The sequence below is a fragment of the Sphingomonas sp. 37zxx genome (assembly GCF_000786205.1).
GTDB lineage: Bacteria > Pseudomonadota > Alphaproteobacteria > Sphingomonadales > Sphingomonadaceae > Sphingomonas.
In genome coordinates this window covers 1-21045 of sequence record NZ_JROH01000036.1, presented here as the reverse complement: position 1 = coordinate 21045, position 21045 = coordinate 1, and the positions used below count along the sequence as shown (strand labels likewise).

Sequence of the window (21045 nt, the reverse complement as noted above, 5' to 3'; positions counted from 1 at the left end):
GAAATTTCAACCCGCGCGCAACCTGCGTCGCCCGTGTTCCTATAAGGCTAAGAATTTTGCCCAAACCGCCCGCGGAACCGACCCTGCCGAAGCCGCTAAGGAGAAAAAAAGCCCCGGTTCAGGAAGTTTTCTCGACCGGCGTCGCCAAGGGCCGCGATCGACTGGACAACCCGCTTCGGTCGCCTGTCGATCGGCGGCAGCACCCGCTATGATTTCGGCAGCGCCAAGGGCCAGGTGTTCGGCGCGGATCTGGGGCAGGGCCGGATCGGCCAGGTCGCACGCGACATCAATGGCGACGGGGTGATCTCGCCGCCCGAACAGCGTGTCGGCATCACGCCGCTCGATTCACCCGCACCGGTCGATTACACCTATAGCTATCTGTCCTATTCGACCGGCATCACCTTTGGCGCGGTGATCGACAACCGCACCGGCGGGCTGGCGATTCCGCAGGCAGCCTATGACCCGGTGAAGCAGGCCGAAATCGGTGTGAAATATCGCAACGCCAACATGACGGTGAACTTGACCGGTTTCCATGTCGAAGCGCAGGATTCGAATATCAACACCTCGAACGGTAGCGTCATCGCGCGCGACTACAAGGCCAAGGGGCTGGAGTTTGAAGGCAGCTATCGCCAGGGCTTGTTCAGCCTGACGGCGGGCGCGGTGTTCATCGGCACGACCGACAGCTATGCCCAGGACGTCAACCTGTTGAAGACGCCGGGCTATGTCACCACCAACGCCTTCGTACAGGTGCGGCCGGTCGAGCGGGTGTTGCTGTCGCTCAACGCCACGAACCTGTTCGACAGCATCGCGCTGACCGGGATCGACGAGGCCACCATCCCGGCCAGCGGCATCGTTCGCGGGCGGTTGCTCAACGGTCGGGCGATTTCGACCACGCTGCGTCTGGATTTCTGACGCAGCGACCCCCGCCTACCCCCCGATGACGGAAGGACCGCGCTTTCACCAGCGCGGTCCTTCTGGCGATCAGGCGATCTTCTGCCCCAGCCGCTGGCCCGACAGCCACGCCGCCTCGATCCGGGGGCCTTGCCGCCAGTCGCCGCACAGCCCCAGGCCAAGGTCCGCCACCCAAGTCACGCCGCTATCGCGCCCGGTGGTGCGGGCGTAGCGCCAGCGATGCGCGGCGGTGTAGGTGGCAGGCGGCAGCGGCGCGGTGGCGCGCTCGGCAAGCGCGGCCAGCAATTGCGGCACGATCACATCGGGGGTTTCCTCCAGATGCGTCGCCGACCAGTCAGATCCCGCCTGCACCACCCATGTCTCGTCGACAGCGCGCCCCGGCTTGGCCCCGTCGCGCGCCGCCCAGCCCAGCGGATCGCCCGCCCCGCCCCGCAGCGCATCGCCGGCAACCGCGATCCGCGTGTCGAACGCCGCCATCAGCGTCCAGCATGGATCGGAGGGAGTCGCGGTCGCGGCTTCGGCCAGATCGGGGGCATAAGGCGAAACCAGCGCCGCGACCTGTTCGGCGGGCACCGCCACCACCACCGCCGCATAATATTCGGGGCGGGAATCGAGCTGCCAACCCTGATCGGTGCGCGACAATGCTTCGATCCGCGCGCCCCAGCTGACCGAATGGGCCTCGGCCAGCGCGCGCACCGGCGCGTTCATGCCGGGCGTGCCCACCCATGCGTCATCGCCCGCGGCGGGCCAGCGCGCGACGATGCTGGCGGCCTCCCAGATCGCCACCTGCGCGGCGAAATCGGGATCGCGCGCGGTGAAATATTGCGCGCCGTGATCGAAGCTGTAGCGCGCGCCATCCTGATCGACGCGGCGGGTGGACATCCGCCCGCCGGGGCCGCGCCCCTTGTCGAACAACGCGACTCGATGCCCCGCCGCCGCCAGCACATCGGCACAGGCAAGGCCGGCGATCCCCGCCCCCACAATCGCTACGTCCATTCGGCACCCTTCCCGTTGCAGGCGCGGCAACGCACCCCATTTGCGGCACATGGCAATGCTTCGCGTCTTTTACGATGGCCAATGTCCGCTGTGCCGGCGCGAGATCGCGGCAATGCGTCGGCTCGACAAGCGCGGAGCGATCGCCTTTGTCGACATCGCCGATCCGCAGGCGAGTTGCCCGATCGATCGCAAGGCGGCGCTTGCCCGCTTCCACGCCGAAGAGGACGGACAGATGCTGTCGGGCGCGGCGGCCTTCGCGGCGATGTGGCGAGCGATCCCGTTGCTCCGCCCGCTGGGCCTGGCGGCGCGCAATCGCGTGGTGCTGAACCTGCTCGAGCGGTTATATCTTCGGTTCCTGCGTGTCCGGCCCCGGCTGCAACGCATGGTGGCACGATGAACTGGCCCACCCCCGATCCGGTCGGCCCGGGCCAGGAGAGCGTCTGGGACTTTCCGCGCCCCGCGATCTGCGAGCCGACCGCGCGGCATCTGGAAATACGGCATCGCGGCGTGATGGTCGCCGACACCCGCGCGGGCTTCCGCACGCTCGAAACCAGCCACCCGCCGACCTATTATTTCTCGCCTGCCGATGTCGAGGCGGGCTTGCTTCGCCCCAATGGCCGGCGATCATTGTGCGAATGGAAGGGGCAGGCGATCTATTTCGACGCGATCATCGCGGGCGAAGTCATCCCCGACGCCGCCTGGGCCTATCCCAGCCCGACCGCGCCCTTTGCGGCGATGCGCGATCATATCGCCTTTTATCCCGCCTTGTTCGACACCTGCCTGGTCGATGGCGAGTGCGCGGTGGCGCAGCCTGGCGGCTTTTACGGCGGGTGGATCACCACCGACCTTGCCGGTCCGTTCAAGGGGATACCCGGCAGCCGCTTCTGGTAACGCTGCCGCTACCGAAGTTTGGCGATGTTCAGCCCGTCGGCCTTGGCGCGGTCCTTCACCGATTCCTCGCTTCGCGTCATCGCCTTGGCAATCGCTTTGAGCGCCATGCCCTTCTTCGCCAGCGTATGCAGCTTCTGGATTTCGTCCTGTGTCCAGGGCTGACGATGTCGTTCGAATTTTTCGGCCATGCAGCCCCCTACCCCGCGCGCCGCAACCGTACCAGCGCATCGTCCAGCGCCGACAGGAAGCGCGATCGGTCCTGTTTGGAAAAGGGCGGCGGTCCGCCCAGTTGATCGCCGCCCGCGCGCAGATCGGCCATGATCGCGCGCACCGCGATCGCGCTGCCGATCGACGCGGCGGTGAAGGGCTTGCCGTTCGACGACAGCACCACCGCGCCCGCCTTCAGCCCGCGATCGGCCAGCAGGATGTCGGCGGTCACCACGATCGTGCGCGGCCCGGCTGCCTCGGCGATCCAATCGTCGGCGGCGTCGAAGCCGTCACTCACCACGATCCGTTCGACAAAGGGCAGCGGCGGCACCCGAAGCCGCTGATTGCTGACGATAACGACCTGCGCGCCGTGCCGCTGGGCCACGCGATAGACTTCATCCTTGACCGGGCAGGCATCGGCATCGACCAGAATACGGATCATGCTCAGCCCTCGGGCTCCAGCGCCTCGATCGCCAGTATCTCGATCGCTTCGGGCTTGCCCGCGAAATCGACGCATTCGCCGATTTCGGCACCCATCATCGCCTGCGCCAGCGGCGCGGTGAAGGGGACCAGCCCCGCCGCCTGATCGGCCTGGTCGCTGCCGACCAGCGCGATCGTCCGCTCCTGCCCGTTCAGTCGAAAGCGCACGCGCGCGCCAAAGGCGACCACGTCGCCCACCGGGGCGGGCTGCAACTCGGCAGTGCCGGCGCGCGTGTGCCAATAGCGCAAGTCGCGCCGCAGCCGCTTGACCTCTTCCTCGCCCGATGCGGCATCGACCGCCGCCTGCGCGGCATCGCGCCGCGCCTCGATCAGCGCCAGCCCTGCGCGAGTCACCAGATTGGGACCGGGGGGCAAGGGCAGCTCGAACGCCGGTTCCTTATGCTCTTCGTCGCTCTCACGACGGAACGCTACGCTCATGCGATCAGATCGCCCCGCTAAAAGTGTCGCAAATGGCAGGATCGCCACTGTCGAGGCCGCGTTGCAGCCATGCCTTGCGCTGCGCCGAACTGCCATGCGTGAAGCTGTCGGGGGCTACCTGGCCCTGTGACTTGCGTTGCAGCGTGTCGTCGCCGATCGCGTTAGCAGCGGTCAGGCCCTCCTGAATGTCGCCCGCTTCAAGATATTGCCGGTTCTGCGCCGCCCATACCCCCGCATAGCAATCGGCCTGCAATTCCAGACGCACCGAAAGCTGATTGCCCTGCGTCTTGCCCAGGCTTTGCTGCTGGCGCGTCACTTCGCCCGCCTGGCCGGTGAGATTCTGGATATGATGGCCGACTTCATGCGCGATCACATAGGCCTGCGCGAAATCGCCGGCAGCGCCGTAGCGCTGTGCCAGTTCGTCGAAAAAGCTGGTGTCGAGATAGATCCCCTGATCGGACGGGCAGTAGAATGGCCCGACCGCCGAACTTGCCTGACCGCAGCCCGAGTTTGCGCCGCCCCGGTAGAAATTGAGCGTCGCCGGACGATAGGTGCTGCCCTGCGCCGCAAACAGCTTCTCCCAGGTCTGCTCGGTCGAGGCCAACACCCGGCAACTGAACATCCGCGCTTCGGTGTTGCACACCGCCGCGCCCGACGTCGCACCGGACGGAGCCTGCGACCCGCCGCCGGTCAAGCCGCCAAGCCCGCCGCTCATCGCGACATAGATCAGCCCGACCACGACAAGCAGGCCGATACCGCCGCAGCCCATGCCGCGCCCCATCAGCAACGGCAGCAGCCCCAGCAAGCCAAATCCACCGCCGCCTCCCCCGCCGGAGCCAAGGTCGCGCACATTGTCGCTGGGGTCGAAGTCGTCGAGGCGCATTGCGGCACGGTCCGTGATAAATCGAAAAAGGATCGCCCGCAGAATGCACAGGGTTGGCAGTATGTTGCAACGACGGGCGCGTTATTCGTCAAATACGGTGTTGATGCGGTGCAGCACAGACGCCATCTTGACAGTTATGGCTGACATCGAACCCAAACCCACTCGCCGCCGCATCGCCAAAACGCTGCCGCTTCCCGACTGTGTCGCGCTGGTCCTGCAAGGCGGCGGCGCGCTTGGCAGTTTTCAGGCCGGCGTGTTCGAGGCGCTTGCCGAATCAGAGGTCGATATCGACTGGGTCGCGGGCATTTCGATCGGCGCGGTCAATGCCGCGATCATCGCCGGCAACCCACCCGAACGCCGGGTCGAACGGCTTCGCGCCTTCTGGGAATTGCTGACCAGCGGGTTGCCCAGCTTTCCGATCTTTCCCAATGAATTGCTGCGCGAATTCCTGCATGAATGGTCGGCCGGCGCGGTGATCGCGCAAGGCGTCCCGGGCTTTTTCCGCCCGCGCGTGCTGCCCCCCAGCTTTGCCAGCCCCGGCAGTTGCGAAGCGCTGAGCTTCTATGACTCGACCCCGCTCAAGGACACGCTCGACAGCCTGATCGACTGGGATCTTGCCAATGAAGGCCCGATCCGTCTGTCGGTCGGCGCGGTCGAAATCGAAAGCGGCAATTTCCGCTATTTCGATTCGCACACCGACCGGATCGACGCCCGCCACATCATGGCATCGGGCGCGCTGCCGCCGGGGCTGCCGCCGATCGATATCGACGGCAAGCTGTACTGGGACGGCGGGCTGGTTTCGAACACGCCGCTGACGCACGTCATGGATTATCAGGACGCGGCGATGCTGGTATTCCAGGTCGATCTGTTCTCGGCCACGTCGGACAGCCCGCGCACGATGACCGATGTGATAAACCGCGAAAAGGAAATCCGCTATTCCAGCCGCACCCGCCAGGTTTCGTCCGAGCGGCTGAAATTGCGGCAGGAGCGCGAGGCGATCCGGCGCGTGCTCGACAAATTGCCCGCCGAGATGCGCGACGATCCCGACGTCGTCGCGCTCAAGGCACAGGCGGCGGAATTGCCGGTCGCGCTGGTCCACCTGATCCACCGCGCCAATGCGTGGGAAGGCGGCAGCCGCGATTTCGAGTTTTCGCAGCGAACGATGCGCGAACATTGGCAGGCAGGGCGTGACGCGATCGACCGCACGATGGAACAGTCGCAAGTGATGGCGGCGAACATCGTCGATGGCCGATCGGCAGCGTTCGACCTTACCCGGCGTTGAGCCGACCGGATACGCAGACGGAGAATAGCATGTTCCTGAAAGGCAAGACCGCCCTCATCACCGGATCGACCTCTGGCATCGGCCTTGCCTATGCCAAGGCGCTGGCGGCCGAAGGGGCCAATGTGATGATCAACGGCTTTGGCGACGAAGCCGCGATTGAGGCAGAGCGTGCTGCGCTGGCGGAAACCAGCGGCGGCAAGGCGCTGTACGATGCCGCCGACATGACCAAGCCCGACGCGATCGCCGCGCTGGTGAAGCGCTGCCACGAAGAATTGGGCGGGCCGGACATCGTCATCAACAACGCCGGCATCCAATATGTGTCGAAGATCGAGGATTTCCCGACCGAGAAATGGGACGCGATCATCGCGATCAACCTAAGCTCGGCGTTCCACATCATGCACGCCGCGGTTCCCTATATGAAGGAAGCCGGCTGGGGCCGGATCATCTCGACCGCATCGGCGCACAGCCTGGTCGCCAGCCCCAACAAGGCCGCCTATGTCGCCGCCAAGCACGGGCTTGCCGGTTTGACCAAGACCGTGGCGCTCGAAACCGCGACCTTTGGCATTACCGCCAATTGCATCTCGCCCGGCTATGTCTGGACGCCGCTGGTCGAGCATCAGATCCCCGACACGATGAAGGCACGCGGCCTGACGCGCGAGCAGGTGATCAACGACGTGCTGCTCGATGCCCAGCCGACCAAGGAGTTCGTAACCTCCGAACAGGTCGCCGCGCTGGCGCTGTTCCTGTGCCGCGACGAGGCGAAATCGATCACCGGGGCCAATTTGTCGGTCGATGGCGGGTGGACCGCGTAGCCAACTTCGCTTGGCAAGCCGGAAACCAGCGTTAGGGTATACGAAACCATTCGGGATTCGCGTACCATGATTTCGAAAACGCTGGCGGCATGCGGCCTGGCACTCATCGTTGCCGGCTGCGGCGGACTTCGCGGGGGGCCGGGGCCGATGGCCGCGTCGAAACCGGTCGAAGCCGCGTCGGCCGATTGGCGTACCATTGCCACGCCCGCCGATCGCGATCGGCTGCGGCGCTGGCGTGATGCCTGGATGCAGGGGCTGTCAGCCGCACGGCAAACCAATGTTGCCGAAATCCGCGCCCAAGGCGCGCTGTTCGATCCCGATCGCGCGCTGACCGGTGCGATACCCCCCGCCGGGGCCTATCGCTGCCGCGTGTTCAAGCTGGGCGCGGCAGGCCCGGCAATGCTCGACTATGTCGCCTATCCCTATTTCCGCTGCCGGGTGGATCAGGAAGGCGACATGCTGAGCCTGTACAAGGAAGGCGGAACGCAACGCCCGGTGGGGCTGTTGTTCGCCGATGGCGACGCCCGCGCGGTGTTTCTGGGCACGCTGGTGCTGGGAGACGAGCGTGCGCCGCTCGAATATGGCCAGGACGCCGACCGCGACATGGCGGGCTTTGTCGAGCGGGTGGAGGAACGTCGCTGGCGGGTAGTGCTGCCCTGGCCGCGCTTCGAATCAAAAATAGACGTCGTCGAACTGGTACCGGCATGAACGCATATGTCGCGCTGATCGCCGGCCTGCTCGCCACCCCAGCCGCCGCCGAGCCGGTGCGCGAGGCGACGCAGGCGCAGCTTCCCGCGCTCATGACGCTGTATCGCGATCTGCACGCCTCGCCTGAGCTTAGCCTGCAAGAGGTGAAGACCGCCGCGAAGCTGGCGAAGTTGGTGCGCGATGCCGGTTTCGAGGTGACCGAGCGGGTTGGCGGGCATGGGGTCGTCGCGGTGCTGCGCAACGGGCCGGGGCCGGTACTGCTGATCCGCACCGATACCGACGGACTGCCGGTGACCGAAGCGACGGGATTGCCCTTTGCATCGAAGATACGCGCCACGACGGCGGAGGGCACCGAAACCGGCGTAATGCACGCTTGCGGCCACGATACCCACATGGCCGCCTGGGTCGGCGCGATGCGTAACCTTGCCGGCATGAAGGACCAATGGTCGGGCACGCTGGTGATGATCGCGCAGCCCGCCGAGGAAAAGGGCGCGGGGGCCAAGGCAATGCTCGACGACGGGCTCTACACCCGCTTCCCCAAGCCAAGCCACGCAATCGCCTTTCACGACAGCGCGACGATGGCCGCGGGCACGCTGGCGGTGCGCGCGGGGTATATGATGGCGAATGTCGATTCGGTCGACGTCGTCGTGCGCGGGATCGGCGGGCATGGCGCATATCCGGCGACGACCAAGGATCCGGTAGTGCTGGGCGCGCGGATCGTCGGCGCGCTGCAGACGCTGGTGAGCCGCGAGAATGATCCGCAGCAGCCCGCCGTCGTCACCGTCGGCAGCTTTCGCGGCGGCACCTCGCACAACATCATCGCCGACGAAGCCACATTGCTGATCACGGTGCGCAGCTACTCGGACGAAGTGCGCCAAAAGCTGCTCGCAGGCATTGCGCGGGTCGCGCGCGGCGAGGCGATTGCGGCGGGTATCCCCGATGACCGGATGCCGGTGGTGACGGTGAGGACCGACTACACCCCCGCGACCTTCAACACCGAGGCATTGTCGGGGCAGATGAAGACACTGTTCACCCGGCGCTTCGGTGCCGATCGCGTCCCCGAGGTGCCCGCCGTGATGGTGGGCGAGGATTTCAGCCGCTATTACCTGGCCGACAAGCGGATCGAGAGCGTGTTGTTCTGGGTCGGCGGCGTGCCCCGCGATAAATGGACGGCGGCACAGGCGAGCGGCGCGGCACTGCCGTCGCTGCACAGCGCCACCTGGGCACCCGATGCCGAAGCGGTGATCGGCACCGCCACCGAAGCCACCACCGCCGCCGCGCTGGATATTCTGAAGAAGGGCTAAGCGCCGATCGAGCCGGCCGCTAAAGCGCGATGACTTTAGGTTGATCCGTCGATTTTCCCTTCGTCATTCGACCTTCTTTTCGTCATTCCCGCGAAGGCGGGAATCCATATGCCAGTGCAGTGGTTATGGATTCCCGCCTTCGCGGGAATGACGACACGAACGCATCGGCACCAAGCCATCATACTCTAATGTGGGCGCATCAGTCGCTGCGGTGGTTCGCTTCGGCGTCTTCGTCATAGCCCGATGATGGTGCGGGTTCGGTGCCGGCCCCCGGCACGGTCAAGGCCGGCACGTCCGATGCGTCCATCGATTCGTCCAGCCCGCGATCGAGCTTGGCGTCGGGATCTTCGGGATTATCATGCAATCGCGCGGCGATGTCGGCATCGTCGCCGGCGTCGCCCTTGGCTACCGAACCCTGCTTCAACGCCGGATCGCCTGGTGCCACTGCAAGGCTGTCGATTGCTGCATCGTCGATCGGAAGTTCGCGCTCGGCCATGTCATACCCTCTTGTGATAGGTCCGCTCAACGAAGCGGGGGGCATGCGTGTTCCCAAGAAAAAGGGGTCTGGCGATCGCTCACCAGACCCCCGATCCTGCGCTGAAGCGAGAAGCCTCAGTCGCGATTGCCGCCGAACAGGCGAAGGATGAACAGGAACATGTTGATGAAGTCGAGATACAGGTTGAGCGCGCCAAGGATGACGACCTTGCCCTGCATATCGGTTCCCGCGACCTGCGCGTACATGCTCTTGATCTTCTGCGTGTCATAAGCGGTGAGGCCTGCGAAGATCAGCACGCCTGCGATCGAGATGATCAGGTTCATCACGCCCGACTGCAGGAACAGGTTGATCAAGCTGGCGACGATCAGACCGACCAGACCCATGATCAGGAAGGTGCCGAATGCCGACAGATCCTTCTTGGTCGTGTAGCCGAACAGGCTCAGCCCTGCGAAGCCCGCGGCGGTGGCGAAGAACGCGCCAGCAATCGACGTGCCCGAATAGACCAGGAAGATTGTCGACAGCGACAGACCCATCAGGACCGCAAAGCCCCAATACAGCATCTGCAGCGTCGCGGTGGACATCCGGTTCTGCCCGAAGCTCATCGCGAACACGATCGCCAGCGGCGACAGCACGATGATCCACTTCAGGATACCGCCACCCATCATGATCTGTGCGGCGGGCGATTCGATGCCGCCCCATGAGAACAGCAACGCAACAATACCCGTCAGCAACACGCCAGACGTCATATAGTTGTAAACCGAAAGCATATAGGACCGCAGCCCCGCATCATACGCATCGGTGCGCGTACCTGCGCCCGTCGCATAGGGTGCGGCGGTCGTCCGGGGATCCGACCAATTTGCCATTGTAAACTCCTTTGCCCGGCCCACTTGCCGGAATGATCTGAATATCGTGTGATTGCCCCGCCAATTCAAGCGAAACCGGGTCGCCGCGATATAGAATCGGCGCTAAGCCCGCGTCATGCACCGCTTGTTCGTCGGCCTGCGCCCGCCATTTGCGGTGCGCGAACAGCTTATCGCCGCAATGGACGGGGTGATCGGCGCGCGCTGGCAGGATGACGACCAGTTGCACATCACCCTTCGCTTCATCGGCGAGGTCGAACGCCCGGTGGCGGAGGATGTCGCGGTCGCCCTGGGGGCGATCCACGCCGCACCGCTGACGCTGGCGATTGCCGGGGTCGGGCGATTCGAAAAGCGCGGGCGTACCAATTGCGTGTGGGCGGGGGTTCGTCCGGTCGATGCGATCGGGCGGCTGCATCGCAAGATCGACCAAGCGCTGGTGCGGATCGGCCTGCCGCCCGAGGGACGCGCCTATCTGCCGCATGTCACGCTGGCGCGGCTGGGCGGCGGCGCGGGGCCGGTCGAGCGGTTTCTGGCCGATCAGGCGGCGCTGGCCAGCCCCCCCTTCACGCTCGATCACTTCCTGCTGTTCGAAAGCAGCCTTGGCCGCGACGGGCCAATATATGAAACCATCGCCCGCTACCCGCTGAGCGGCGATTGAGCGCACCCCGGCGGCGGCTGTCGTTTCGTTCATGAAACCGTTGGCGCTGTGCGGCGTTATCGCGGTCAGTTCTGCAACCAACACGGAGTATTTCATGCGTACCATCATGATGGCGGTTGCCGCCGCAAGCCTGGTCGCCCCGGTCGCGATCGTGATCCCGACCGACAAGGCCGAGGCATCGGCACAGAAGCGCAGCCAATATCGCGAATGGCGCGGTCGCGACGGCAAGCGCTATTGCCGCAAGCCCGACGGCACTACCGGCCTGGTCGTCGGCGGCGTGGCCGGCGCGCTGGTGGGCCGCACGATCGACACGCGCGGTGACCGGACGCTGGGCACGCTGGTCGGTGCAGGCGCCGGCGCGGTTGCCGGCCGCGCGATCGAGCGCGGCGGGAGCAAGTGCCGCTGAACCGATAGTGTTGATCGACGGGTGAAAGGCCCGCCCCCGTCATTCCCGCAAAGGCGGGAATGACGGGTTGTGATGGCGCGGTAATGCGCCGTTACATTTGTGCCGCTAAGGCGTAGCCGATGCTGCGCGTCCTAACCCTCTCCACCCTGTTCCCCGATGCGACGCGCCCCAATTTCGGCGTGTTCGTCGAGCGGCAGACGCTTGGGCTGGCCGCCCTGCCCGATGTAGCGGTTCGCGCGGTCGCGCCAGTCGGATTGCCCCCCTTCCCGCTATCTCGCCACCCGCGATATGCCCCGCTTGCCGGGTTGCCGCTGGCCGAAAGCTGGAAGGGCATCGCCATCGAGCGACCCCGCTTCATCAATATCCCCGCGACCGGCGGACGGTTTCATGCCGCGATGCTAGGCCGGGCTTTGGTGCCGGTACTGGCGCGCATTCGCGCCGAGTTTCGCTTCGACGTCATCGACGCCTCGTTCTTCTTTCCCGATGGGCCGGCGGCGGTGGCGCTGGGCAAGCGCTTCGGCGTGCCGGTGTCGATCAAGGCGCGCGGGGCCGATGTCCATCATTGGGGCAATGCTCCCGCGACCGCGCGGCAAGTGCGCGGCGCGGCGCTTGCCACCGATGGCGTGCTGGCGGTGAGCGAAGCGATGCGCGCCGATCTGATCGCGATGGGAGTGCCGGCGGAAAAGGTGCGGGTGCATCATACCGGCGTCGACCAGCTACGCTTCGCGCCGATCGAGCGTGTGGCGGCCAAGGCACGATTGGGCGTGACCGGGCCGTTAGTGGTGGCGGTCGGCGCGCTGATCCCGCGCAAGGGGCATGGCATCGTTATCGACGCGGTGGCGCGGCTGGCGGGGGTGTCGCTTCTGATCGCTGGCGACGGCCCTGAGCGCGCGGCGCTACAGGCGCGGATCGACGCGGCGGGCATCGGCGATCGAGTGCGGTTGCTGGGCAGCGTGCCGCATGATGATTTACCAGCGTTGCTCGGCGCGGCGGATGCGATGGCGCTGGCGTCGTCGTCGGAAGGGCTGGCGAACGCCTGGGTCGAGGCGCTGGCGAGTGGGACGCCGATCGTGATTACCGATGCGGGGGGCGCTGCCGAGGTGGTCGATCGGCCCGCAGCGGGGCGGATCGTCGCTCGCACGGTGGAAGGGTTTGCCGATGGGATTGCGGCGATGTTGGCCGAGGCACCCGATGTCGGGGCGGTGCGTGCGGCAGCGGCGCGGTTTACTTGGGAGCGCAATGCCGAGGCGCTGCGGGCGCATCTGGCGGGATTGGTCGAAGCCTATTCCCGTTCGTCCTGAGCTTGCCGAAGGACCGCCCTTCTCCTTCGACCGGCGGATAAGAAGAACAGCTCGGCACGCACGGGGAGAGGGTGCCCCCTCTCCCCGCCCTGCCCTATTCCGCCGCTTCGGCCAGCGGCGCGTCCTTCCACACCAGCACCGGCTTGCGCGCCGCCAGCGTCTCGTCGAGCCGCCGCCTTGGCGCGAAGTGCGGGGCCGATTTCAGCGACGGATCACCCGCCTTGGCGCGTTCGGCAACCGAGCGCAGTGCGCCGATGAACTGGTCGAGCGCGGCCTTGCTTTCGGTTTCGGTCGGTTCGACCAGCATCGCGCCGTGGACGACCAGCGGGAAATACACCGTCATCGGGTGGAAACCCTCGTCGATCAGCCCCTTGGCGATGTCGAGCGTCGAGAAGCCCTCGGCCAGATTATCGTCGCTGAACAATGCTTCGTGCATGCACGGCCCCGAAGCGGCGAAGGGCGCGTCGAGCGTGCCCTCAAGGCTGCGCAGCACATAATTGGCGTTGAGCACCGCGTCCTCGGCGACCTGGCGCAGGCCGTCGGCGCCGTGGCTGAGGATATAGGTGAGCGCGCGGGTGAACATGCCCATCTGGCCATGAAATGCCGTCATTCGTCCAAAGCTGGTCAGTGGACGACCGAAATGCTCGCGTTCGAAAGCCTCGGCATCGGCCTCTTCGATCAAATGGACGACCCCGTCGGCGGTACGTGCCGTATAGGGCAAGGGGCCGAACGGCGCCAACGCCTTGGACAACACCACCGGCCCCGAGCCCGGCCCGCCGCCGCCATGCGGGGTCGAGAAGGTCTTGTGCAAGTTGATGTGCATCGCATCGATGCCGAGGTCGCCTGGCCGTACCCGGCCGACGATCGCGTTGAAGTTCGCACCGTCGCAATAGACATAACCGCCCGCCGCATGCACCGCGTCGCTGATCTCCTTGAGATCGCGCTCGAACAGGCCACAGGTATTGGGGTTGGTGATCATCACCCCCGCAACATCTGGCCCCAACCTTGCCTTCAGCGCGGGGGTGTCGACGCGGCCCTCGGGGGTCGCGGGGATATTCTCGACGGTGAAGCCGGCGAACGCGGCAGTGGCTGGGTTCGTCCCGTGCGCGCTCTCGGGCACCAACACGACCTTGCGATGCCCCTCGCCGCGCGCCTCGAGCGCCGCCTTGATGCACAGCATGCCGCACAATTCGCCGTGCGCGCCGGCCTTGGGGCTCATCGCGACGGCGTGCATGCCGGTCAGCTCGATCAGCCAGACGGCGAGTTCGTTGATGACGCCGAGCGCACCCTGCACGGTATCGACCGGCTGGAGCGGGTGGATGTCGGCAAAGCCCGGCAGCCGCGCCATCTTTTCGTTGAGCCGCGGATTATGCTTCATCGTGCACGAACCGAGCGGGAAAAAGCCCAGGTCTATACCGTAATTCTGGCGGCTCAGGCGCGTGTAATGCCGCACCGTCTCGGGCTCGGACAGGCCTGGCAAGCCGATCGGCTTGGCGCGCGCCAGGTTGCCCAGGCGGCTGCTGCCCTTGGGCGTCGTCGGCAGGTCGACGCCGCAGGTAGTGTCGCTGCCGATCTCGAAGATCAGCGCTTCTTCGAGCATCAGCGCGCGATTGCCGGTGAAGGTCGCCGCGGCGGCGGTGTCGCCGCTGCCCATTTCGGGCTTCCAGCCGCTCTGGTTGATCGCGTTCATGCCAACACCTCCTCAAGCGCGCCCGCAAGCGCTTCGACATCTTCGGCGGTTGCGGTTTCGGTCACCGCGACGACCAGCCCGTTCTGCAATGCCTCGGCACCCGGATAGAGCCGGCCCAAGGATACCCCTGCCAGGATGCCGCGATCGGCAAGCGTTCGCACCACCGGCCGCGCCTCCTTCGACAGCTTCAGCGTGAATTCGTTGAAGAAGGTCGGCGTTACCAATTCGACCCCGGCGACTTGCGCCAGCCGGTCGGCGGCGGCGCTGGCGGCGAGGTGGTTCGCTTGCGCCAACCCGCGCAGGCCCTTTTCCCCTAGCAACGTCATGTGGATCGAGAAGGCGAGCGCGCACAGCCCCGAATTGGTGCAGATGTTCGACGTCGCCTTTTCGCGGCGGATATGCTGCTCGCGCGTCGACAGCGTCAGCACGAAACCGCGCTTGCCCTCGGCATCCACCGTCTGGCCGCACAGCCGACCCGGCATCTGCCGGACATATTTCTCCTTGCAGCCGAACAGCCCCACATAAGGCCCGCCGAATTGCAGCCCGACGCCAAGCGACTGGCCTTCGCCGACGACGATGTCGGCACCCATTTCACCTGGGCTGCGGATCGCGCCCAGCGCCACCGGCTCGGTCACCACGGCGATCAGCAGCGCCTTCTTGGCCTGGCAGGCGGCGGCGAGTTCGGACAGGTCGGCGATTCGGCCCAGAATGTCGGGATATTGCACCACCACGCACGAAGTATCGTCGTCGATCCGGGCGATCAGATCGGCGGTGTCGGGATCGGCGGTGAGCGTCGGCGTGCCGGTTTCGAGCTGGTCGCCGGTAAACTTGGCCATCGTGTTGGCGACCGACACATAATGCGGATGCAGCCCCGATGAGACGATCGCCTTGGCCCGCCGCGTCACCCGCCGCGCCATCGTGATCGCTTCCCAGCACGCGGTCGATCCGTCGTACATGGATGCGTTGGCGACATCGGTGCCCAGCAGCCGCGCGACCTGGGTCTGGAACTCGAACAGCATCTGCAGCGTGCCCTGCGCGATTTCGGGCTGATAGGGGGTGTAGGCGGTAAGGAACTCGCCGCGCTGGATCAGGTGATCGACGCTGGCGGGCACATGATGGCGATACGCCCCGCACCCCAGGAAAAACGGCACCTCGCCCGCGACGGTGTTCTTGCGGGCAAGCGCGGTGAGGTGACGTTCGACCGCCAGCTCGCTGGCATGGCCCGGAAGCCCGTGGATCGGGCCGTCGAGCCGGGCGGCTTGCGGCACATCGACGAACAGATCGTCGATGCTGGCGGCACCGATCGTCGCCAGCATTGCGGTGCGATCGTCGGTCGTGAGAGGCAGATAGCGCATTCTAACTTCTCCCCCCTCCCGCTTGCGGGAGGGGTCGGGGGTGGGGAGGCGGTCGGTTCACGGTCAAACGGTAGTGAGGGTGGATAGGCCCACCCCCGGCCCCTCCCGCCGAGCGGGAGGGGGGAAGCGTTACAAACCGCTCACGAACGCCTTGTACGCGGCTTCGTCCATCAGCCCTTCGAGTTCGGACTGCTGCGTGAGGCTCAGCTTGAAGAACCAGCCGGCACCTTCAGGGTCCGAATTGACCAGGCTCGGGTCCTCGACCAGCGCCGGGTTGCCCAGCGTGACGGTGCCCGACACCGGGGCATAGACGTCGCTGGCGGCCTTGACCGATTCGACCACCGCAGCCTCGCCGCCCTTGGCGACTTCGCGGCCTTCCTCGGGCACTTCGACGAAGACGATGTCGCCCAACTGGCCTTGGGCATAATCGGTGATGCCGACAGTCGCGTCATCGCCATCGACGTCGATCCATTCGTGATCGGTGGTGTAATGACGGCTCATGCAGTGGCTCCCTTGCGGATATAACGATGTGGGACGAACGGCATCGGCACCACTTGTGCCTGATGCAGCTTGTTGCGTTGTAACAGGCTGAGCGTGGTGCCCGCGACGGCATAGGCCGCCGGAACATAGGCCATCGCGATCGGCTGGCCGACGCTGGGGGCAAAACCGCCCGAAGTGACGCGGCCAATCGCCTCGCCCGCGCTGTCGACCACCAGCGCACCTTCGCGCACCGGCTGCCGCCCTTCGACCGTCAGGCCGACCCGCTTGAGCGCCGAGCCCTGTTCGCGCTCGGCCAGGATACGCTCGGCCCCCATGAAGCCGCCCTCCTCGCGCCGCCGCTTCGACAGCGCGAAGCCCAGATCGGCGGCGACCGGCGTGATCTCGGGATCGAGGTCGTGACCATAAAGCGGCAATCCGGCTTCGAGCCGAAGCGAATCGCGCGCGCCCAGGCCGATCGGCTTCACCTCGGGCTGGTTCGCCAGCGCATCGGCAAAGGCTTGCACCGAATCGGCGGGCACCGAAATCTCATACCCGTCCTCGCCGGTATAGCCCGAACGGCTGACCCACAGCGCCACGCCGTTCCAGGCAAACGCGCCGGCGGTCATGAACACCAGATCGGCAACGCCGGGCACCAGCCGCTCGACCGCATCGACCGCCTTTGGCCCCTGCACCGCGATCAGCGCATGTTCGTCCATATGGTTGATCGTGATGTCGTCGGGCAGATGCTCGCGCAAATAGCCCAGATCCTCATATTTGGTCGCGCCGTTGACGACGACATACAGGTCGCCGCCGGGCAGCCGCGTGACCATCAGGTCATCGAGAATGCCGCCATCCTCGGCGAGCAGCAGCGAATAGCGAATCCGGTTGGTGCCCAGCCCCTTGATGTCACCGGGCAGCAGCGCCTCAAGCGCGGCATCGGCACCCTCACCCTCGATCCGCAACTGGCCCATATGGCTGACGTCGAACAGCCCGGCACTCTGGCGTACCCACAGATGCTCGGCCATGATGCCATCATATTGGATCGGCATGTGATAGCCCGCAAACTCGACCATCCGGGCGCCGCGCGCGCGATGCCAGCCATCCAGCGGCAACGCCTCGATTGCCGGGGTTTCAGGCGCTTCGTCGAATTCGGCAGCTTCGTCGATGACGTGATCGCTCATGGGTTTCCTTCCATCGGGGTGTACGACAATGCGCCCGCTGATCGCGTCGCATCGGTCGCCCCCTCTGTCACGGAACCTGAGAGCTTTCGCCGCCGTCCCTACAGGGCCGGTATCGGCTTACCCCTTCGGTGGGTGCCGGCTAAAAGCCGCACCGCTTTCCAGAGTGTCGTCGGCACCGCGCGGTCCCGAGTACCTGAGAGATTCCGGGGCGGTTGCTCCTTCGGTGGTTTCGGTTGCCCGAAACGCTCTCCCGCGCGTGCCCATGCCAGTTGCCCGGCATCGACGATGCGGTCTTGGCTGCACGAGCGAAGCGAGTCAATCGGGCACAAGGCCGTAGGCGCGAAACAAGCCCCGGGCAGCGCCTCAGCGCGTCACGTTATAGCGCAATTGCTCATCGGTAAGCTGGAATCCCACCAGCGCCTCGAACGTCGCGCGCGAAACGGCATCGCGAACCCCCGGCGCGGTCAGCGGATCAACCGCGGCCTCCTCCTGGCCGGCGCGGCGACGCTTGGTGAGCTGTTCGCGCACTTCCTTGGGCAAGGACGCAGCGCTCTTGGCGATCACGCTGGTTGCGCTGGCCTGCGCGGTCGCGCCGGTCTGGCCGGCGGGGAAATTGAGCGTCACCTGGTCGACACGCTTGGCGGTCACCGCGCTGCCGCCGCGCACGATCGCGATGAAATAAGGCACGGTCACCGTTCGCGGCTGATCGCCGCGCATCCGGCGCGCAAGTACGTCGAACGTCACCGTCGTGACGACGTCGGCCCCCGCCTCGCTGCAAGTCGATCGGACGTTGGTGATCGTCGCGGTCACGTCGATCGCGCTTGCCTCGCGGCTGGCGGGCGGATCGAACAGCGTGATGTCGCCGGTGCCGGCGGGGACGCCGACGATCGGGCAGGCGGTGCGAACCGCGGTGATCCCGACGCCGCCGTCCAGTTCGATGTCGCCGGTCTTGGCGCAACCCGTAAGGATGGTGGAAGCCAGCACGAGCGGCACGGCAAATTTGCGGATCGTCACGTAGGCACACACCTTATCTGCACAGAACAACGCACCGCCACCGATTTGCATCGGCCCGGACGCGCGCGACCATAGGAACCGCCTTCCGCCCACGCAAGCAATCGCGTAGAGACCATGCACGATGACCGACCAGCCAAAGCCAAGCCTAGAACTGCTGATCGCCGCCCCGCGCGGCTTTTGTGCAGGTGTTGATCGCGCGATCCAGATCGTCGAGCTTGCGATCGAGAAATATGGCGCGCCGGTCTATGTGCGGCACGAAATCGTCCACAACCGCTTCGTCGTCGACAGCCTGCGCGACAAGGGCGCGGTGTTCGTCGATCATCTCGATGAGGTGCCCGATGGAGTGCCGGTGGTGTTTTCGGCGCACGGCGTGCCAAAAGCGGTGCCCGCCAAGGCCGCCGAGCGCGGGCTTTCCTATCTCGACGCCACCTGCCCGCTGGTATCGAAAGTGCATCGCCAGGCCGAGCGGCTGGTCGCCGCCGGTCGCCACATCGTGTTTATCGGCCATGCCGGCCATCCCGAAGTGATCGGCACTTTCGGTCAGGTGCCCGAGGGCGACATGACGCTGGTCGAAACGGTCGAGGATGTCTGGGCGATCACCGTGCCCGATGATCAGAATGTCGCGTTCCTGACGCAGACGACGCTGTCGGTCGACGATACCGCCGCGATCGTGGCGGCGTTGCAGGCGCGCTTTCCCGCAGTGATGGCACCGCGCCCCGACGACATCTGCTATGCCACCACCAACCGCCAGACCGCGGTAAAGGCGATCGCCAGCGCGTGCGACCTGATGCTGGTGATCGGCGCGCCCAATTCGTCGAATTCGGTTCGGCTGGTCGAGGTCGCCGAGCGCGAAGGCACCCGCGCCAAGCTGATCCAACGCGCCGCCGAGCTTGATTTCGGCTGGTTCGACGGGGTGGCAACGCTGGGGATTACTGCCGGGGCATCGGCCCCCGAAATCCTGGTGCGCGAAGTCGTCGATGCGATCGCCCAGCGATTCGACGTGCAGGAACGCGAGGTCGAAACCAATCGCGAAACGATCGCCTTCAAGCTGCCACGCGGGCTGGAGGCGGCGTAGCCACTTTTTTCCGTTCGTCCCGAGTAGGGGCTGAGCGAAGGCGAAGACCCGTATCGAAGGACATTGCCCGAAGCTGACGGCTGCTTCGATACGCCGCTTCGACAAGCTCAGCGGCTACTCAGCACGAACGGTGGATGGGCGGTGTCTGCGTTTTATTTGGACCGACAGGAACTTCATGGCCGTCTACACCCAGGTTTCCGCCGAATCGCTCTCGGCCTTCCTCTCCAAATTCGACGTCGGCGAACTCGTCTCGGCCAAGGGGATCGCCGAGGGGGTCGAAAACTCCAACTATCTGGTCGAAACGACGCGCGATCGCTTCATCCTGACGCTGTATGAAAAGCGGGTGTCGGTGGGCGACCTGCCTTTCTTCCTGTCGCTGCTCGATCATCTGGCGGCGGACGGCAATCCGGTGCCGCCCGCGATCCCCGATCGCCAGGGGCAGACGATCCACACGCTTGAAGGGCGGCCCGCCTGCCTGATCCGCTTCCTGTCGGGCGTATCGGTCAGCCACCCGACCCCGGCACAGGCGCATTCGGCGGCGCAGGCGCTGGGGCGAATGCATGCCAGCCTTGCGACGTTCGAGGGCACCCGCGCCAACGGGCTGGGCGCGACGCATTGGCGGCCGCTGCTCGACCAGTGCGGCGAATCGATGAACCAGATCGCGCCGGGGCTGTACGACCGGGTCGCGCGCTCGCTCGATTCGGTGCTCGCGGCCTGGCCGGGCGATCTCGCGGTCGCGGCGATCCATGCCGATCTGTTTCCCGACAATGTGCTGATGCTGGGCGACCGGATAACCGGGCTGATCGACTTCTATTTCGCCTGCACCGACATCCGCGCCTATGACCTGGCGGTGATGCATTCGGCCTGGGGCTTCGACGCGCAGGGCAACCCGCTCGACCCCGAAATCGGCCGCGCGCTGATCGCGGGCTATGCCGACAGCTTCGCGCTGACACCAAAGGAACGCGCGGCGCTGCCGGTGCTGGCGCGCGGCGCGTGCATCCGTTTCCTGCTCACCCGCGCCTGGGACTGGCTGAACACGCCGGCGGGCGCGCTGGTGACACGCAAGGATCCGCTGGCCTATCTTCGCCGGCTCGACTGGTATGAATCGAACCCGAAAGCATTTATGTGACCGACCTGCCCGCTAAAGAACTCCCTCACGTCGAAATCGCCACCGATGGCGCATGCAAGGGCAATCCCGGCCCCGGCGGCTGGGGCGCGCTGATCCGCTTCGGTGCCACCGAAAAGGAATTGTCGGGCGGTGAGGCACAAAGCACCAACAACCGCATGGAGCTGATGGCGGCGATCGAGGGGCTGAACGCGCTGACCAAGCCATGCCGCGTAACGCTGTCGACCGACAGCCGCTACGTCATGGACGGGCTGACCAAATGGATTCACGGCTGGCGCAAGAATGGCTGGAAAACCGCCGCGCGCCAGCCGGTGAAGAATGCCGAATTATGGCAGGCGCTGCTCGCCGCCGCCGCACCGCACCGGGTCGAATGGAAATGGGTAAAGGGCCATGCCGGCCACCCCGACAACGAACGCGCCGACAAGCTGGCGAGCGATGCCGCCGTGGCAGCCGGTCGGCGCGTCTAACAGGCTGCTGAAAAAGGGCTTGG

25 protein-coding genes and 1 riboswitch are annotated in these 21045 nt (G+C 65.8%); of the genes, 13 read left to right on the top strand and 12 right to left on the bottom strand.

Going from position 1 to position 21045, the window contains the following annotated elements; genetic code table 11:
- Positions 1–234: 234 nt before the first annotated feature.
- A complete protein-coding gene (locus QU44_RS12950) occupies positions 235–912 on the top strand; it encodes a TonB-dependent receptor (RefSeq protein WP_033922698.1) in 678 nt (225 codons plus the stop codon).
- Between the two features lie 69 nt (positions 913–981).
- On the opposite strand, the gene QU44_RS12945 is transcribed toward QU44_RS12950, so the two are convergent.
- Positions 982–1908, bottom strand: a complete 927-nt coding sequence (locus tag QU44_RS12945; RefSeq protein WP_033922697.1) for an NAD(P)/FAD-dependent oxidoreductase — start codon at positions 1906–1908, stop codon at positions 982–984.
- A 55-nt stretch (positions 1909–1963) separates the two neighbouring features.
- Between QU44_RS12945 and QU44_RS12940 the strand changes: the two genes are divergently transcribed.
- The gene (locus QU44_RS12940; RefSeq protein WP_443018087.1) at positions 1964–2305 is read left to right on the top strand and encodes a thiol-disulfide oxidoreductase DCC family protein; all 342 of its coding nucleotides are present in this window, start codon (positions 1964–1966) and stop codon (positions 2303–2305) included.
- The gene (locus QU44_RS12935; protein ID WP_033922695.1) at positions 2302–2799 is read left to right on the top strand and encodes a DUF427 domain-containing protein; all 498 of its coding nucleotides are present in this window, start codon (positions 2302–2304) and stop codon (positions 2797–2799) included. Before QU44_RS12940 ends, QU44_RS12935 begins: the two co-directional genes overlap by 4 nt.
- Before the next feature lie 8 nt (positions 2800–2807).
- Here the strand turns inward: QU44_RS12935 and QU44_RS12930 are convergent, their stop codons facing one another.
- From QU44_RS12930 to ypfJ, 4 genes are read right to left on the bottom strand one after another with little or no spacing between them, the layout of a single operon-like run.
- Complete coding sequence (locus QU44_RS12930; RefSeq protein WP_033922694.1) at positions 2808–2987, bottom strand: hypothetical protein; 180 nt, start codon at positions 2985–2987, stop codon at positions 2808–2810.
- Positions 2988–2995: 8 nt separating this feature from the next.
- A complete protein-coding gene (locus QU44_RS12925) occupies positions 2996–3448 on the bottom strand; it encodes a YaiI/YqxD family protein (protein ID WP_081988030.1) in 453 nt (150 codons plus the stop codon).
- Positions 3449–3450: 2 nt separating this feature from the next.
- The gene (locus QU44_RS12920) at positions 3451–3924 is read right to left on the bottom strand and encodes a GreA/GreB family elongation factor (RefSeq protein WP_033922693.1); all 474 of its coding nucleotides are present in this window, start codon (positions 3922–3924) and stop codon (positions 3451–3453) included.
- 4 nt (positions 3925–3928) lie between these two features.
- Positions 3929–4807 (bottom strand): KPN_02809 family neutral zinc metallopeptidase, encoded by an 879-nt coding sequence (gene ypfJ / locus QU44_RS12915; RefSeq protein ID WP_033922692.1) that lies wholly within the window; start codon positions 4805–4807, stop codon positions 3929–3931.
- A 136-nt stretch (positions 4808–4943) separates the two neighbouring features.
- Between ypfJ and QU44_RS12910 the strand changes: the two genes are divergently transcribed.
- The 4 genes from QU44_RS12910 to QU44_RS12895 all read left to right on the top strand — a co-directional run bounded on the left by QU44_RS12910 (position 4944) and on the right by QU44_RS12895 (position 8913).
- Positions 4944–6089, top strand: a complete 1146-nt coding sequence (locus QU44_RS12910; RefSeq protein ID WP_033922691.1) for a patatin-like phospholipase family protein — start codon at positions 4944–4946, stop codon at positions 6087–6089.
- A 29-nt stretch (positions 6090–6118) separates the two neighbouring features.
- Positions 6119–6901, top strand: coding sequence for a 3-hydroxybutyrate dehydrogenase (locus tag QU44_RS12905; RefSeq protein ID WP_033922690.1), 783 nt, complete (start codon positions 6119–6121; stop codon positions 6899–6901).
- Positions 6902–6967: 66 nt separating this feature from the next.
- Positions 6968–7609, top strand: a complete 642-nt coding sequence (locus tag QU44_RS12900) for a DUF4893 domain-containing protein (RefSeq protein ID WP_033922689.1) — start codon at positions 6968–6970, stop codon at positions 7607–7609.
- Positions 7606–8913, top strand: a complete 1308-nt coding sequence (locus QU44_RS12895) for an amidohydrolase (RefSeq protein WP_033922687.1) — start codon at positions 7606–7608, stop codon at positions 8911–8913. The genes QU44_RS12900 and QU44_RS12895 overlap by 4 nt, the downstream gene beginning before the upstream one ends.
- A 199-nt stretch (positions 8914–9112) precedes the next feature.
- On the opposite strand, the gene QU44_RS12890 is transcribed toward QU44_RS12895, so the two are convergent.
- The gene (locus QU44_RS12890) at positions 9113–9409 is read right to left on the bottom strand and encodes a hypothetical protein (protein ID WP_033922686.1); all 297 of its coding nucleotides are present in this window, start codon (positions 9407–9409) and stop codon (positions 9113–9115) included.
- 116 nt (positions 9410–9525) lie between these two features.
- Positions 9526–10272, bottom strand: a complete 747-nt coding sequence (locus QU44_RS12885) for a Bax inhibitor-1/YccA family protein (RefSeq protein WP_033922685.1) — start codon at positions 10270–10272, stop codon at positions 9526–9528.
- Between the two features lie 115 nt (positions 10273–10387).
- Here QU44_RS12885 and thpR point away from each other — a divergent pair, with 115 nt between their 5' ends.
- The 3 genes from thpR to QU44_RS12870 all read left to right on the top strand — a co-directional run bounded on the left by thpR (position 10388) and on the right by QU44_RS12870 (position 12634).
- Entirely contained in the window at positions 10388–10927 is a 540-nt protein-coding gene (gene thpR, locus QU44_RS12880; protein WP_033922684.1) for an RNA 2',3'-cyclic phosphodiesterase, read from the top strand.
- Positions 10928–11021: 94 nt separating this feature from the next.
- The gene (locus QU44_RS12875; protein ID WP_033922718.1) at positions 11022–11333 is read left to right on the top strand and encodes a glycine zipper 2TM domain-containing protein; all 312 of its coding nucleotides are present in this window, start codon (positions 11022–11024) and stop codon (positions 11331–11333) included.
- Between the two features lie 119 nt (positions 11334–11452).
- A complete protein-coding gene (locus tag QU44_RS12870) occupies positions 11453–12634 on the top strand; it encodes a glycosyltransferase (protein ID WP_033922683.1) in 1182 nt (393 codons plus the stop codon).
- Positions 12635–12728: 94 nt separating this feature from the next.
- Here QU44_RS12870 and gcvPB read toward each other — a convergent pair whose 3' ends face one another.
- The 5 genes from gcvPB to QU44_RS12845 form a co-directional block, all read right to left on the bottom strand.
- Positions 12729–14324 (bottom strand): aminomethyl-transferring glycine dehydrogenase subunit GcvPB, encoded by a 1596-nt coding sequence (gcvPB, locus tag QU44_RS12865; protein WP_033922682.1) that lies wholly within the window; start codon positions 14322–14324, stop codon positions 12729–12731.
- Entirely contained in the window at positions 14321–15679 is a 1359-nt protein-coding gene (gcvPA, locus tag QU44_RS12860) for an aminomethyl-transferring glycine dehydrogenase subunit GcvPA (protein ID WP_033922681.1), read from the bottom strand. Before gcvPA ends, gcvPB begins: the two co-directional genes overlap by 4 nt.
- Positions 15680–15808: 129 nt before the next feature.
- Positions 15809–16180 carry a glycine cleavage system protein GcvH gene (gene gcvH / locus QU44_RS12855; protein WP_033922679.1) on the bottom strand — a complete coding sequence of 124 codons (372 nt, stop codon included), beginning with the start codon at positions 16178–16180 and terminating at the stop codon, positions 15809–15811.
- Positions 16177–17340, bottom strand: a complete 1164-nt coding sequence (gcvT, locus tag QU44_RS12850) for a glycine cleavage system aminomethyltransferase GcvT (RefSeq protein ID WP_052134820.1) — start codon at positions 17338–17340, stop codon at positions 16177–16179. Before gcvT ends, gcvH begins: the two co-directional genes overlap by 4 nt.
- A 170-nt stretch (positions 17341–17510) precedes the next feature.
- Positions 17511–17603, bottom strand: a riboswitch (glycine riboswitch).
- A 100-nt stretch (positions 17604–17703) separates the two neighbouring features.
- Positions 17704–18354 (bottom strand): hypothetical protein, encoded by a 651-nt coding sequence (locus tag QU44_RS12845; protein ID WP_231621738.1) that lies wholly within the window; start codon positions 18352–18354, stop codon positions 17704–17706.
- A 121-nt stretch (positions 18355–18475) separates the two neighbouring features.
- Here QU44_RS12845 and ispH point away from each other — a divergent pair, with 121 nt between their 5' ends.
- From ispH to rnhA, 3 genes are all read left to right on the top strand, one after another.
- Positions 18476–19429, top strand: a complete 954-nt coding sequence (gene ispH, locus QU44_RS12840; RefSeq protein WP_033922678.1) for a 4-hydroxy-3-methylbut-2-enyl diphosphate reductase — start codon at positions 18476–18478, stop codon at positions 19427–19429.
- A 175-nt stretch (positions 19430–19604) separates the two neighbouring features.
- Positions 19605–20558: a homoserine kinase gene (gene thrB, locus QU44_RS12835; RefSeq protein ID WP_033922677.1), complete on the top strand. Its 954-nt coding sequence runs from the start codon at positions 19605–19607 to the stop codon at positions 20556–20558.
- Positions 20555–21022: a ribonuclease HI gene (gene rnhA, locus QU44_RS12830; RefSeq protein WP_052134818.1), complete on the top strand. Its 468-nt coding sequence runs from the start codon at positions 20555–20557 to the stop codon at positions 21020–21022. The genes thrB and rnhA overlap by 4 nt, the downstream gene beginning before the upstream one ends.
- The last annotated feature ends 23 nt before the right edge of the window (positions 21023–21045 follow it).